We start from the raw sequence: 14194 nt of genomic DNA, 5'->3' as shown, positions 1-14194 counted from the left end.
CCGCCGCCCGGCGCGCGCCGTCCGCCGCCCGTCCGCCCCGCCGCCCGCCCCCGTGGCCCCCGCGCCCCGGCGGAGCGGCACGGACCAGGGGCTCTCGCCCGACAGGATCGTCACCACCGCCCTCGCGATCGCCGACGCGGAAGGGCTGTCCGCCGTCTCCATGCGGCGGGTCGCGACCGACCTCGGGGTGGCGACGATGTCGCTCTACCGGCACGTCGCCGACAAGGACGCCCTGCTGGTGCGGATGATGGACGCCGCCTTCGCCCGCGCCCCCTTCCCGGACACCCCGCCGGAGGGCTGGCGGGACCGGCTGACGATCGCGGCCCGGCTGCTCTGGAAGGTGTTCCGCCGTCACCCGTGGCTCGCCCCCGCCGTCTCGGTCACCCGCCCCCAACTGGTGCCCAGCGCACTGCCCTTCACCGAATGGGTGCTCGGCGCCCTGGACGGCCGGGGCCTCGACGCCACGACGGTCTTCTCCACCCACCTGGCGCTGCTCAACTACATCCGCGGCACGGCCGTCAACATCGAGGCGGAGGAGGAGGCGGAAGCGCTCACCGGCATGGACAGCGACGCGTGGATGGACACCCAGGAACCCGCCTTCCGGCAGATCCTCGCAAGCGGACGCTTCCCGACGATGGAACGGCTCACCGCGGTCCCCTACGACTTCGACCTCGACGACCTCTTCGAGTTCGGCCTGCGGCGCTTCCTCGACGGCGTCGCCGTCCTCCTGGAGGAGAACGGGAGCTGAGACCCGGCCCGTTCAGGCAGTCCGCCGGGGGCGCGCGACGCGCCCGGCGCACGACAGAAGCGGAACGGGCCGCGGACGGCGGTGGTTTGCGCCAGATCCGGCCGCCGTACCCGCGGTCACCCCTCCCGCCGCCCCGCGCCCCGCCCGCCGGCCGGTAGCGTGGCCCCGCTCGGGGGAAGGACCCCGCCCGCCGTGGAGGGCGAGGCGGCCGGAGATGGGGGTGGACCGTTGGAGGACCCGGCACGCGCGGAGTGGCCGGAGCGGGAAGCGGACGCGCGGGAGGAACCGCGCGCATCGCGCCCGCCGCGGCACGCGGTCGTCATCGGCGGGAGCCTGGCCGGGCTCCTGGCGGCCCGCGTCCTGGCGGACCACGCCGACGCCGTGACCGTCGTCGAGCGCGACCGGTACCCCGACGGGCCTGAGCACCGGGCGGGCCTGCCGCAGGACCGGCACACCCATGTGCTGCTGGAGAGCGGACGGCACGCCCTGGAACGGCTGCTGCCCGGCATCATGGACGAGATGCGCGCGCACGGCGTCCCGTGGGTCGGCATGCCGAACGACATCCTCCAGTGGCAGGCCGGCCGCTGGTACCGCCGCACCCCTGCCACCAAGCACCTGGTCACCGGCTCCCGCCCGCTGACCGACTGGCTCGTGCGCCGCCGCGTCCTGGCCGACCCCCGGATCCGGCTGGTCGAGGGGACGGAGGTCACCGGGCTGACGGGCGACGCCGGGCGGGTACGGGGCGTGCGGCTGCGCGCCCGCGGCGCCGGACGGGCGGGGGAGGAGCCCGGCACGCTGGCGGCCGACCTCGTCCTGGACGCCTCGGGCCGCTCCTCCCGGGCGCCCGGCTGGCTGACGGAGCTCGGCGCCGAGCCGCCCCACGAGGAGCGGATCGACATCGGACTCGCCTACGCCACACGGTTCTACCGGGCCGGCGGCAACGAGGACGTGCCCTTCCGGGGGATCTACGTCATCCCCGACGCCACCCAGCCGTACGGCGCCGTCCTCCTGCCGACGGAGGGGGACCGCTGGACCGCCCTGCTCTCCGGGCTCCGCGGCTCCGAACCGCCCACGGACGAGGCGGGGTTCCTCGACTTCGCGAACCGTCTTCCGCACCCCCTGTTCCGGGACTGGCTGGACAAGGCCGAGCCGCTCTCCGCCATCCATGGATACCGGGCGACCGCCAACGTCCGCCGCCGCTACGACCGTTCGGGCCGCCGCCCGGCAGGCTTCCTCGCCACCGGGGAGGCGCTGTGCGCCTTCAACCCCGTCTACGGCCAGGGCATGACCGTGGCGGCGCTGAGCGCCCTGGCCCTGCGCGAGGCCCTGAACGACCCCCGCCGGGTGCCGACGACCCGGCGCGTGCAACGGGCGCTGTTCGCGACCGCGCGTCCGGCGTGGAACATCTCCGCCGGGGCCGACAAGCTCCTCCCCGGCGCCGTCGGGAACGCGGCCGCGCTCCGCGCCGTCGACCGGCCCGCCGCCCGGTACATGGCCCGCGTCGTCCGACGGGCCCCCGGGAACCCGGCCGTCGGGGCCGCCTTCAGGGCGGTGACGGCGCTCACCGCCCCGCCGTCCTCCCTCTTCGCACCGGCCGTCGCCCGGGCCGTCCTCCTCGGCCCCGATCCCGAAGCGCCGGCGGAACCGCCGCTGGAGGAGGAGCCGGACGCCGGACGGTGACGGACGGGCCGACGGCGCGGGTACGCACCGCCGGCCCGTTCCAGGGGCGGCCGCTCAGCTGCGGAGCGGCCCCTCGCAGGAGTAGTCGGCGCTTCCGCCGCGGCCGTCGGACCAGACGTCCACCGCGCCGAACGAGCAGTTCATGTCCGCCAGATTGGTGGACGCCGGCCGGGCCCGCTCCAGGACGAAGTAGTCGACCGTGCCCGACATATCACGGAAGACCCGGTCCGGGTCGGCCGCGTCGGTGAGCCTCGCGGTGACGCGGCCGGTGCATACGAAGCGCCGCACCGACGCGTCGGGACCGGCGGCACACGCGGGCGTCAGCCCGGTGGCCGAGGCGAGCGAGGAGCCCACCGCCTCGGCGGAGGCGTCCCGCAGCCGGTCGTTCGGAGTGAAGTCCGTGCTGGGCACGTGGAGCCGGTCCACCTGGGCGATCTGCGCGTCCAGGAAAGCGTCGTACGCCTTCTGAAGACCCGCGTCCCGGCTCAACCGGTCACGCCACGCGTCGAACCCGGCGGGGTCGTTCGCGCGCAGCCGGCCGTACATCTCGCGCAGCAGGGACGGCCGTTCCGTCCACAGGAACTCGAAGAACGTGCCCGCGTAGTCGTAGAAGCGGAAGCCGTCGCCGTCGTACGTGGCGTGCAGCAGCCGGTCGACGCTCATCCGGGGGCCGCCGTTCGCCGTGTCCTCGATGACGCCCCGCACCAGGGACTTGCGGACCTTGACGCCGTCGCCGCGGGTGGCACCGGCGAAGAACTCCGCCGTCCCCTCGTCCATCGCCGTGGTGCGGTCACCCTCGTACCAGGGCCCCTCGCCGAACGTACCGGGCACCGCCCAGCGGCCGTTGAGGTAGTGCGTGTACTCGTGCCGGAACAGCTCTTCGAGGGTCAGGGAGGAGTCCTCGGGGACGCGGCGCTGGTACGTGTAGAAGGTCGCGCCCTGCTCGATGTACATGCCGCCGTTGGCCGTGCTCAGCCCGGTGAGCAGCGGCTGGAAGTTCTCGTACTGGGCGCGCGAGGCGTACAGGACGATGTTCAGGGTGGCGTTGTCGTCGCCGTCCAGCGGTTTCTCGGTGCCCAGGACCCGGTGGAACTGGGCCTTCACCTGCTTGCTCGCGTAGTACAGCCGGTCGACGGTGGTCCGGTCCAGGGCGGTGCGGACCTTGATGCCGCCTCCGTCGTAGGTGTAGTTGGCGGGGAAGAGGCGCCGCTCGATGTCCGCCTTGCAGACACTGTACGGAGCGCAGGCCCGGTAATAGATGAGCCAGCCCACGGCCTTGGCCCACGGGGCGCCGAGCGTGCCGAAGTTGCGCTCGGTCACCGGCAGGAGCGCGCCGAGACCGGACACCGTCGCGTCCCTGAGCTCCGGGACCTCGCCGAAGCGGCCGTATTCGCCGACGGCGTCCCGCACCACCCACTCGTTGGGCGTGCCCTTGAGATGCGTGTAGTCGGCGAACTTGCGGAACGTCTCGCGGTACTCGGCGTTGCGGGACACGACCGTGCGGAAGGCGGTGTCCTTGTTGCCCGGGTACAGCCCCAGGTAGTTGACGGACAGTCCGGCGAGGGCCGCGCCGGCCCAGGACGGGTCCTTGTACGTCGTGGTGTGGTACGGGTCCATCGTCGCCAGCACCTTGCGGATCAGCCCGAGCTGGGACTGGCGCAGACCGGTCCCGCTGCCGGCGTACAGGGCCTCGCGCAGGCTCTCCGCGTTGCTGCGGGTCACGTCGAAGCTGTGGGCCGCCCCGCCGAAGGCGCTGATGGCACGGCGCATGGCCTCGGTGGTCGCGGGATCCGTGACGTCGATCTCGGAGCGCGAGAAGTCGTGGTACACGACGGCGTGCAGGTAGGTGAGCATCTCCAGCAGGTGGCCGCCGTTCCGGCCGTCGTGCCGGGGCGCGAGGGCGGATATCCGCCGGGAGACGGCCTGGACGTGCGCCTTGGACATCACGGGGGCGAGCCGGGCGTCCCAGGTCCAGATCAGGGAGCGGAGGCAGCCGTCCGCGGTGACGGCCGGGTCGGCGAGGAAGTCGGCGAACGCCTCCGGTGCCAGGCCGGTCACACCGTCGAGCGTGCAGGGCGCCAGGCCGGGCCGGGGCAGTCCGTCCGGCGGGGCCCCGGGCGTACGGGTGCCGGGCACCCGTCCCTCGGGGAGCCCGCCGGGGGCCGGCACGGTGAGGCTGTCCGGCCGGGGCGCGCGGGCGAGGTGGTCGACCCGGTCGTGAACGGGCCGAGGGTCGTCCGCCATCGCTGCCGGCCGGGGCGGAGCGCCCGCTCCCGGTGCGGCGACGGACGGTCCCGCGGCCGGCGCGAACAGGGCCGCGGCCAGGGCGCCGACGAGCAGCGGGCGGTGAACGGATCTGTATCGGGACACCGTTGTCTCCCAAGTGGGGGGATGGAAGGCCAACCCCCGTGCTGTGCGCGCTGCTTGGGGGCGGCCGGAGAAGCACTGTGTGATGCGTAACGTAGTAATGTGACATTGCATTGACAAGACGCGTGCACCGCCCGAGTCCCACGCGCCCCGCACGGGACGCTCCGACGCCGGTTCGACCCGGACGGCCCGCCGCACCGGGCTCCGCGCAGGCCGCCCCTTCCGGCCCTGCCCGGCTCCCGACATCATGTGGGGGAACAGGTACCGGATAGCGGGAGGGAACGACGCGTGAGCGTATTCGGCAAGGGCATCGACAAGGCGGAGGTGCGGCTGAAGTGGGACCCCGCCCCCTTCGGCACGGACCCCCATGACCTCGACCTCATCGTCGCCGTCCACGCGGCCGCCGACCCGCACGGCGCACCCGTCCAGCTGGTGCACTTCGGCCGCCGCTCGCCCGACGGCACCGTCACCCTCAACCGTGACAGCCCCGACGGCAAGGGCCTGGGCTGGGACGAGGTGATGACCGTCGAGCTGTCCCGGATGGCCGAGGCCAACGGGCGGGTCGTCGTGGGCGTGGCCATCCAGCAGGCCGACGGCCGCCGCACCTTCGCCGAGGTGGTCGGCCCCCGTGTGCAGATCCTGAACGGCTACGAGGTGCTGGGTGAGGAGGACTTCACCACCGTCCCCACGGCCACCGCCGCCACGGTGGGCGAGTTCACCCGGAACGCCGCGGGGCTCTGGACCTTCCGTCCGCTCGTCCGCGGGTTCGACACCGACGGGGAGACCTTCGCGGAGACGATGGGCTCGGCCTGAGCGGGAGCCCGGCGACAGCTCCCTCTTCGTGTGTGACGTGGGTCACCCGCACACTTCCGGGGCCGGCACCGCCGTGCCGGCCACCAGGAGTGACGGGAAGAGGCCGTCCGGCCCTGAGCGGAATGGCCGACTCCGGCAATACGGCAGGAGACGGTACCTTTGGCCACGGACTGGACGTACGGGCGGTTCGTGACGAGGTTCGTTCCGGCGTACGGAACGGTCCCCGGCGCCTCCGACGGCAGCGCCTCCGCTGCACTCCCGGGAGTCCGCTCCACCGCTGTCCGGCCGGACAGGGGGCTCTCCTGTTGCTCAACCGAAGACGTCGAGGCATGAACGTTTCTCATATCGACCATCGCGGCGGCGATGGCACCACCGGCGCACCGGCCGGCCGCGCCACCCGGGTGGGCGTGCTGGTCACCGCCCTCCTCGCGGCCTGCGTCGCCTTCCAGCTGAACGCGAGCATGCTCAGCCCCGCGCTGAAGAGCATCGAGGACAGCCTCGGTGCCACCTCCGCGGAGATCGGCCTCACGCAGACCGCGTTCTTCACCTCGGCGGCCCTCTTCTCCCTCTTCCTGCCGCGCCTCGGCGACATCATGGGCCGCCGCAGGGTGCTGGTCGGGATGCTCGCCCTGATGACCATCGGCTGCGTCGTCGCCGCGGTGGCGCAGAGCGTGCCCGTACTGTTCCTCGGCCGCGTCATCCAGGGCGCCTCAGGCCCGACCGTGCCGCTGTGCCTGATCATGCTGCGGGTCGAGGTCACCGAGCCCAAGCGGTACGGCACGCTGCTCGGCGTGATCACCGCCGTCAACGGCGGCATCGCGGGCGTGGACTCCCTCGGCGGCGGCTACCTCGCCGATCACCACGGCTTCCAGGCGGTCTTCTGGGCGATGGCCGTGGTGGCCCTCGTCGCCACCGTCATGGTCGCCACCATGACTCCCGAGACCAAGGTGGCGTCGGCCCGCCGGATGGACTGGCCGGGCGTCGGCCTCCTCGTCGTCTCCGTCGGGGCGCTGCTCGTCGCGCTCAACGAGGCCGGGAAGCTGGGCGCCGCCGACTGGACGCTGGTCGCCGGGCTCGTCGTCGTGGCCGCGCTCGCCTTCGCCCTGTTCTGGCGGACCGAGGACCGCTCACCGAACCCGCTGGTCGCCATCCACCACCTCAAGCGGCGCGCCACCTGGGCCATCCTGCTGACCACCGTGCTCACCATGACCGGCGTGTTCGCCGTCATGAACGGGCTCATCCCGGCCTTCGCGCAGGACGCGAAGGCGGGCCTCGGCATGAGCGCCCAGGAGTCCGCGTGGTGGACCCTGACCCCGTACGCGCTCGCCGGGCTGGCCATGGGACCGGTGGCCGGACGGCTCGCCGCCACCTACGGCTACGGCCGCGTCCTGCGGCTGGGACTCGTCGGGGCCGTGGCCTCCGTCGTCCTGATGATCTTCACCGTCCCGGCGGATTCGCGCGCCCTGCTGCTGGTGGCCTCGATCCTGGTCGGCATCACCTACGCGGGTGTGGCGAACATCGTCCTCAACGGGCTCGGCATCGTCCTGTCGCCCAAGGAGAACCCGGGGTTCCTGCCCGGTCTGAACGCGGGCGCGTTCAACCTGGGCGCCGGGCTCAGCTTCGCGGCGCTCTACGCCGTCAAGACCGCGACCGTGCCCGCCGACACCTCCTCGCCCGACGGGTACGTCACCGGCATGATCGCCGGTGTGGTGATCCTGGCGGTCGCCATCGGCACGTCCTTCCTGATCCCGAAGCCGGTGGAAGCGGAAGCGCACGACTGAGGCGCCCTTTCCCCCACCCTCTCCGGCCCGCCCCGCGACGCAGCCCGTCGCGGCGCGGGCCGGCCCGCTCCCTCCGTCACTTCGCGGGGCACTGCTTCCAGGCGAAGTGGTAGAGCGTGCTGATGTTGCCGTCCGTGGAGTCCATCGCCACGAAACTGGTGGTCTTGGCGGTGTCCGAGGTGCCGGCGTCCACCCGCAGCTCGGTGTTGATGTTGAAGTACCGTATGGCCCCGCAGGGCGCGTAGACCAGGGCGTCGATGTCCGTGGTGTCGGACGTCTGCCAGTTGTCGTTCAGCGGACCGGTGAAGTGGTGGTTCACGAACGACGTCTGCTGCATGCCCTGGAAGTAGTAATTGGCCCGTTCCAGGCCCGTGGCCCCCTTCTCCAGGTGCGCGAATCCGCGGTAGTCCGCCCGCGCGACCGCGTAGGTGATGCCCTGGGGGACGTGGACGTTCAGACTGAGCTGGCAGTTCTTGCGGAAGTCCGTCGGCTTGGAACCGACGCCCACCTGCGCCACGTAGCTGCTGTACGAGACCGTGAACGCCGTGTTGTCCGGCGAGACCGCCACATTGGCGGTCCCTGCGGGGCAGCCCGACCCGTTGACGGTCACCACGTCGATCACGACCTTGTCCGGCGGTGGCACCCCGTCCGGAGCGGCGGCCGCCCGGGGCGGTACCGCGACGGCGAGCAACGCCGCGGTGGCGCCGCCGAGTACGGCCGGTCTGAGCATGGTGCGTCTGCGCATGAAGACCCCTCCCACTGCGCTGCGCCCGGAAGCACGGATCAGGGACACTGCTTCCACTCGAAGTGGTAGAGGGTGTTGACGCTGCCGTCGGCCGAGTCCATCGCCATGAAGCTGGTGGTCGACGCCGGGTCGGAGGAACCGGCGCTCACCCGCAGCTCGGTGTTGACGTTGAGAATCCGCTGGGTGCCACAGGGCGCGTAGACGAGGGCGTCGACGTCCGTGACGTCGGTGGTCTGCCAGTCGTCGCTGAACGGGCCGGTGAACCGGTGGTTCGCGGAGGTCGTCTGCTGCATCCCCTGGAAGTAGTAGCTGGCCTTCTCCAGCCCCGTCGCCCCGCTCTGCAGATGCGCGAACCCGCGGTAGTCCGCCTTGGCGATCGCGTAGGTGTAGCCCTGGGGGACGCGGACGTTGAGGCCGAGCTGGCAGTTCTTCCGGAAGTCCGTGGGCTTCGAACCGAGGCCCACCTGGGCCAGGTAGTCGCTGTACGACACCGTGAAAGCCGTGTTGTCGCCCGCGACCGCGACGGCCGCGGTCCCCGCCGGGCAGCCGGACCCGTTGACGGAGACGACGTCGATCTGGATCCTGCCGGGCGGCGGCGAGCCCTCCGTCGCCGCGGCCCCGGGTGAGAACACGGTGGCGAACAGCGCCACGGCCGCACTGCCGATCATTGCCGGTCTGAACATGAGGATGCCTTCCCGCTGCTCCGCCGAGTGACTGTGCGAGGCACATGCCACCACCGGCGAGGAGGCATGTACAGGTCAGGTTGAGCCGAGGTGTGGCCGGTCCCGGGCCCCGGCGGCTCTTGCCTCCCCCGGCGGCGGCGAGGGACGCTGGAAGAGACGTCCCGCGCTCCGTCGGCGCGGACCCCGAGCGCCGGGCGCGGCACGCCGTGCCGAAGGAGTGAGGTCATGCGTACCCTGCTCAGGGCCCGGCTGGACACCCCCACGGCCAACGAAGCGGTCAGGAACGGCTCGATGGGGGGAGCCATACAGGAGATCCTGGAACAGCTCCACCCCGAGGCGGCCTACTTCACCGCGATGGACGGCGGCCGCACCTGCCTCCTGGTCTTCGACATGCAGGACTCCTCGGAGATGCCGGCCCTCCTGGAGCGGTTCCTCCTCGACATGGAGGCCGAGATCGAGGTGCACCCCGTCATGAACGCCGACGACCTGCGGGAAGGACTCGCGGCCCTGCGTCAGCGGTGAACGTGCCCGTACCCCCGGAGCCCGTCCACCAACTCCTCCTCGTCGCCGTCACGGAGCGCTGACAGCGCCTGCTGGAGCGCGAACGTGCCGCGGATCGCGGCGACGCGCCCCCACGCGTCCCGCCACATCCCGCCGGCCGGCTCCAGCACGCGCTCCAGGAAGGCGTCCCCGTACGAGGCGGCGACGGCGGCCAGGTCCACGGCGGGATCGCCGAACGCCACCTCGTCCCAGTCGACGACCCCCCGGAGCACCGGCAGCCCGTCCTCCGTCTCCCAGAGCACGTTCTCGCCGCCGAGATCGCCGTGCACCAGGGCACCGGCCACGTACGGCAACGCCTCGGCCGCCGCGAGCTCACGCCCGGCCCGCAGCCGCCCGGCGGGCGACATGAGAGGGAACAACTCGGCACGGACATCGGACGCGAACCGCCGCCACTCGTCACGGGGAGCCTCCGGCAGGTCCCCGCGGAGACCCTCCTCCGCACCCGCGCGGCCGAGCGCCGCCAGCAACTCCGCGTACTGCGCGGCCACGGCCCCGGCGACCTCGGGGCGGCCGAGCGCCGACGGGTCCAGCGGTGCCCCCGGCACCCGGGTGAGCACCAGGTGGGGCGGCTCGTCCCCGAGGGCGAGCGGCAGCGGTGTGCCGAACGGCAGGCCCGCCCGGCCGACGGCCCGCAGCGTCGCCGCCCGGGCGGGCAGCCGGGCCGCGGCCGCGTCGGTCCGGGGGAAGCACACGACGCGCCGCGCGCCGATCACCACACGGTGGAACTGCCCCTCGTGCACGGCCGGCGGACGCTGCCCGTCCCCTCCCGCCACGCGCACCGCGACGGCTTCCTGCTGCTCCCTCGTGCGGGCGTCCACCCGTACTCCTTTCCGCGGCCCGGGGTCAGGGCCGGTTGAACTTCACTTCCGGATTGTTCGGCGTGGGTCCCGCGAGCAGAGGCTGGGGGATGCGCCGCAGGTGCAGGTCGAAGAAGGCGGCGACGTAGGCGCGGGTGATCTCGACGGACCGCGGTCCGGGAAGACCCGCGCCCGGGCCGGGTGTGCCCGGCGGGAGGACCTGCTCGGCGAGGAAGGGAACGTCGGAGAAGCTGAAGTGGTCCGCGCCGGCCACGGTCAGCCACCGCTTCCATCCGTCCAGCCGGCGCCACGCCGTGTCCCAGGACGTGTCCCTGCCGCCGGGACGATGGATCTCGTCGTCGGTGCCGAGCATCATGAACGGCCGCCCGCCGAGCCCGCCCGCGGGCACCCCTTCCTGGAAGGCGCCGTCCATGTTCACCCCGGCCAGCACCCGGCGGTCGCCCGCCATGGTCGCCGCCGCGCTCGCGCCCCCGAGCGAATGACCGGCCATGCCGATCCGGTGACGATCGATCATGTACGAGTATTTCCAAGGGGATTGAGTCCCCGTCAGCCGGTCCAGGACGAAGGACGCGTCCTTGCCCCGGCCGGCCACGGCGGCCTTGAAGTCCTCCGGGGTCTTCGCCTTCCGGCAGGCCACACAGGTCAGCATCCGGCCGCCGGGGAAGAGGGTGCCGACGGACTCGTAGGCGTGGTCGATCGAGGCCACGACATAGCCCCGCCCCGCGAGTTCCTCGGCGAGAGCGGTGAGCGTGTAGCGGGAGACGGAGAAGCCGGGGGAGAGCACCACGAGCGGATGCCTCCCGGGCACCGGCGGCGCGTCGACGCGGCTGTTGGTGCGGGTGGCGCTGAGCTTCTCCGCGGGGATGACGCCGTCCAGCTTGCGGTCCTCCAGCAGCAGGCGGACCTCCTCCGTGGTGGCGTACGCCGCCGGCCGCCCCGCGCCGCGGCGTGCCGGGTAGGAGATGTCGACCATCAGCTCGCGGCCGTCCGCCTCCGGCACCCAGGGGTCCTCGCGGCCGTGGTCGACGAGGTGGAACGTCGAACGGCCGACCGCGTACGGCCCGGTGGGCGCGGGCAGCCGGGGGACCGCGCTCGCGTCGGGAGGGGTGACGCCGGCGGCGGCCGCCGCCGGCGCCGAGGGCCCCGCGGCCGCGGAGGCCGCGCCCGTCGCGGTCAAGGGGAGTAAGCAGGCGAGTGCGGCGACGAACGCCGCTCCTGGAAGTCTCGGCATGCCTGGACCCTAGAGCACCCGTGCGACCAGGAACCATGCTTTTTCGCCGTTCGGGAGACGGGCCGTCACCGGCCGTTCCGGGCGAGGCCGACGGGGCTCCGGGGGCAGGATTCCTGGTTTCGGGCGTTCGTGCGAAGATTCCGTGCCCGGTCCGTGCGGACCGGGTGACAAGGGGAAACTTCGTGAAACCAACCACTCTCAGAGCAGCCGTCGGGGCCGTGCTGGCCGTGGCCGTGCCGGCGGTGCTGGTGCCCGCCTCGACCGCGAACGCGGCCGCGCGGCCCGGCGCGGTGGACAAGGCGACGGTCGCCTCCTTCGGCCGCGCCGCGGACGCCGTCCTCACCGGCCGTACGGCGGCGCTGCTGGACGCGCGGAAGACGCCGCGAATAGCCACCCAGCCCGACCGCAAGGTGCGCCTGTCGGCAGGCGTGGCCAAGGCGGAGAAGGCAGGCGTGTCGACGCTGGAGGCGCGCAAGAAGCGGCTCGCCGCCCTGGGCGAGGCGTACACCGGCGCCGACACACGGGTCACCGTGGACGGGACCCGCTCCCTGGGCGGCCGTGCCGTCGTGCAGATCACCGAGACCACGACGCTCACCTACAAGAAGATCCGCGGCGACGAGCCGGGCACGACCGGCTTCAAGGCCCGGCACGAGGTGCGCTTCGCCGCCCGCGCGGGCGGCACGTGGGAGCTGACGGGCATCACGTCCAAGGACGCCGGCCCCGTCGCGATCAACGCCCCCACCGTGCGGAAGGCCGTCGCGACCGCGGGCCCCACGCCCAGCGCCCCCCGGGCGTCCACGTCGTGGCCCGCCCGGTCCGCGCCGAAGCGGACGACCTCCGGCTACAACTACGCGGCCATGGCCGCGTACACGGAGAAGTACTGGCGCAGCTACAACCCCGCCTACCGGAAGTTCAACGACGCCGGCGGCGACTGCACCAACTTCCTCAGCCAGGCCCTGAAGGCCGGCGGCTGGAAGCCCGAGACCGGCTCGGCCGCGGACTACCGCAAGTGGTGGTACAGCTCGTCGAACCAGTCCGACAGCTGGGTCGGGGTCAACGAGTGGTCCTGGTACGCGCTGAACTCCAAGCGCGTGACCAGCCTGTCGAACGTGTACCAGATGGACGTCGGCGACGTCATGCAGATGGACTTCGACGGTGACGGGTCCAAGGACCACTCGATGATGACGACGTACCGGAGCCGGAACGGCGTCCCGTACCTCACGTACCACTCCACCAACACGTACCGGAAGTCGGTCGCGAGCATCATCGCGTCCTACCCGACCGCCGTGTACTACGCCTACCGCACCTGACGGGCGGCGGCACCGGCCGTGCGGCGCACGCCGTGCGGCCGGTGCCGTGAACGCTCCGGTTCACCGCGGGCCGACGGGTCCGGATCGTGGGGCGGTGGACCGGGTGGTGGTCCGGCCCTGTGATACTGGAGCACCGAATGTGTGTTTTGGTGCCAGGGGGTACGAAGTTGTCGAAGAGGACCTTGCAGGGCGCGACGGCCCTGGTCACCGCGGCCGCTGTCGCCTTCGGGCTGTCGGCCTGCGACTCCGGGGACGACCGGGGAAAGCCCGCCGGGGAGAAGAAGGCCGCCGCGACGCCCTCCGCGGCCCCGTCGAAGGATTCCGCTTCCGACCGGCGGAACCGCCCGCAGAGCCGCCGGAAGCCCGAGGAGAAGTGGGACGGGAAGGTCAGGGTGCTCGGCGACGGCTCCACGTCGTACACCGGCCCCCAGCCGAAGCAGCCGAAACCGGAGAAGCTGAAGCCCGGCCAGAAGCCCCCGCAGTTCGTCGTCTTCTCCTGGGACGGCGCCCTGGAGGGCGACGACCACCTCTTCTCGCACTTCCGCCAGGTCGCGAAGCAGAACAACGCGAAGATGACCTTCTTCCTCACCGGCACCTATCTGCTGCCGAAATCGAAGGCCGCGAAGTACCTGCCGCCGCAGCACAAGCCGGGGGCGTCGGCGATCTCCTACGCGACGGACGCCCATATCCGGGACACCCTACGGGAGGTCCGCTCGGCCTGGCTGGACGGCAATGAAATAGGCACGCACTTCAACGGCCACTTCTGCGGGAAGAAGGGCGGCGGCGACTGGAGCGTCGCCGAATGGAAGAGCGAGATCGACCAGTCGTACTCCTTCGTGAAGAACTGGAAGACGAACACCGGCTACAAGGACCTGCCGCCGCTCCCCTTCGACTACGACAAGGAGCTGGCCGGCGGCCGGGCACCGTGCCTGGAGGGCCAGAAGAACCTGCTCAAGGCCGCGAAGACGTACGACTGGCGGTACGACGCCAGCTCGCCCGGCGACTTCCAGATATGGCCGTCCCAGATCGACGGCATATGGAACTTCCCGCTCCAGCTCCTGCCCTACCCCAAGAGCGAGAAGCAGGTCCTGTCCATGGACTTCAATTTCCTCTACAACCAGTCCGGCGACAACACCAAGGGCGATCCTGCGAAATACGCCGAGTGGCGGAAACTGACCCGGGACGGCTACCTCAACGGATTCGAGCGCGTCTACAACGGCAGCCGTGCCCCGCTCTTCATAGGCAACCACTTCGAGGACTGGAACGGTGGCATATATATGAAGGCCATCGAGGACGTCATGAAGTCGGTGTGCAAGCGGGACGGCGTCCGCTGCGTGTCCTTCAAGCAACTGGCCGACTGGCTGGACGCCCAGGACCCCGACGTGCTGGCCAGGCTGCGCGCCCTGGACCCGGCCCAGGCCCCGGACTGGGCGACCGTGGTGAAGTGACCCGTCACC

The 14194-nt window shown here is 72.1% G+C and carries 12 protein-coding genes; 7 read left to right on the top strand and 5 right to left on the bottom strand.

Features of this window, described 5'->3' with window-relative positions; genetic code table 11:
• Both HN013_RS29955 and HN013_RS29950 read left to right on the top strand, forming a co-directional pair.
• On the top strand, window positions 1-748 hold a 748-nt coding region (locus HN013_RS29955), incomplete at its 5' end, for a TetR/AcrR family transcriptional regulator (protein WP_171171777.1).
• A gap of 321 nt (window positions 749-1069) precedes the next feature.
• A complete protein-coding gene (locus HN013_RS29950) occupies window positions 1070-2428 on the top strand; it encodes an NAD(P)/FAD-dependent oxidoreductase (protein ID WP_171171789.1) in 1359 nt (452 codons plus the stop codon).
• A 54-nt stretch (window positions 2429-2482) separates the two neighbouring features.
• On the opposite strand, the gene HN013_RS29945 is transcribed toward HN013_RS29950, so the two are convergent.
• Complete coding sequence (locus HN013_RS29945) at window positions 2483-4798, bottom strand: collagenase (protein WP_171171775.1); 2316 nt, start codon at window positions 4796-4798, stop codon at window positions 2483-2485.
• A 285-nt stretch (window positions 4799-5083) separates the two neighbouring features.
• Between HN013_RS29945 and HN013_RS29940 the strand changes: the two genes are divergently transcribed.
• Window positions 5084-5608, top strand: a complete 525-nt coding sequence (locus tag HN013_RS29940) for a TerD family protein (protein ID WP_171171773.1) — start codon at window positions 5084-5086, stop codon at window positions 5606-5608.
• 329 nt (window positions 5609-5937) lie between these two features.
• On the top strand, window positions 5938-7389 hold the full coding sequence (locus tag HN013_RS29935; RefSeq protein WP_212764991.1) for an MFS transporter: 1452 nt from the start codon (window positions 5938-5940) through the stop codon (window positions 7387-7389).
• 76 nt (window positions 7390-7465) lie between these two features.
• Here HN013_RS29935 and HN013_RS29930 read toward each other — a convergent pair whose 3' ends face one another.
• Both HN013_RS29930 and HN013_RS29925 read right to left on the bottom strand, forming a co-directional pair.
• Window positions 7466-8134, bottom strand: a complete 669-nt coding sequence (locus HN013_RS29930) for a DUF4360 domain-containing protein (RefSeq protein ID WP_249375599.1) — start codon at window positions 8132-8134, stop codon at window positions 7466-7468.
• Between the two features lie 38 nt (window positions 8135-8172).
• Entirely contained in the window at window positions 8173-8817 is a 645-nt protein-coding gene (locus tag HN013_RS29925) for a DUF4360 domain-containing protein (RefSeq protein ID WP_171171771.1), read from the bottom strand.
• Between the two features lie 225 nt (window positions 8818-9042).
• Between HN013_RS29925 and HN013_RS29920 the strand changes: the two genes are divergently transcribed.
• Window positions 9043-9339, top strand: coding sequence for a DUF3303 family protein (locus HN013_RS29920; protein ID WP_171171770.1), 297 nt, complete (start codon window positions 9043-9045; stop codon window positions 9337-9339).
• Here the strand turns inward: HN013_RS29920 and HN013_RS29915 are convergent.
• Together HN013_RS29915 and HN013_RS29910 are read right to left on the bottom strand one after the other, a co-directional pair.
• A complete protein-coding gene (locus HN013_RS29915; protein WP_398981013.1) occupies window positions 9330-10196 on the bottom strand; it encodes a phosphotransferase family protein in 867 nt (288 codons plus the stop codon). The genes HN013_RS29920 and HN013_RS29915 overlap by 10 nt on opposite strands.
• Before the next feature lie 25 nt (window positions 10197-10221).
• Window positions 10222-11427 carry an alpha/beta hydrolase gene (locus tag HN013_RS29910; protein ID WP_171171768.1) on the bottom strand — a complete coding sequence of 402 codons (1206 nt, stop codon included), beginning with the start codon at window positions 11425-11427 and terminating at the stop codon, window positions 10222-10224.
• 182 nt (window positions 11428-11609) lie between these two features.
• Here HN013_RS29910 and HN013_RS29905 point away from each other — a divergent pair, with 182 nt between their 5' ends.
• Window positions 11610-12737 (top strand): amidase domain-containing protein, encoded by a 1128-nt coding sequence (locus HN013_RS29905; RefSeq protein ID WP_312018753.1) that lies wholly within the window; start codon window positions 11610-11612, stop codon window positions 12735-12737.
• Window positions 12738-12904: 167 nt separating this feature from the next.
• A complete protein-coding gene (locus tag HN013_RS29900) occupies window positions 12905-14185 on the top strand; it encodes a hypothetical protein (protein ID WP_249375597.1) in 1281 nt (426 codons plus the stop codon).
• The last annotated feature ends 9 nt before the right edge of the window (window positions 14186-14194 follow it).

The sequence above is a fragment of the Streptomyces sp. I05A-00742 genome (assembly GCF_013055795.1).
GTDB lineage: Bacteria > Actinomycetota > Actinomycetes > Streptomycetales > Streptomycetaceae > Streptomyces.
Note: the sequence above shows the minus strand (reverse complement) of the source record. Positions and strands in the feature narration are given on the sequence as shown.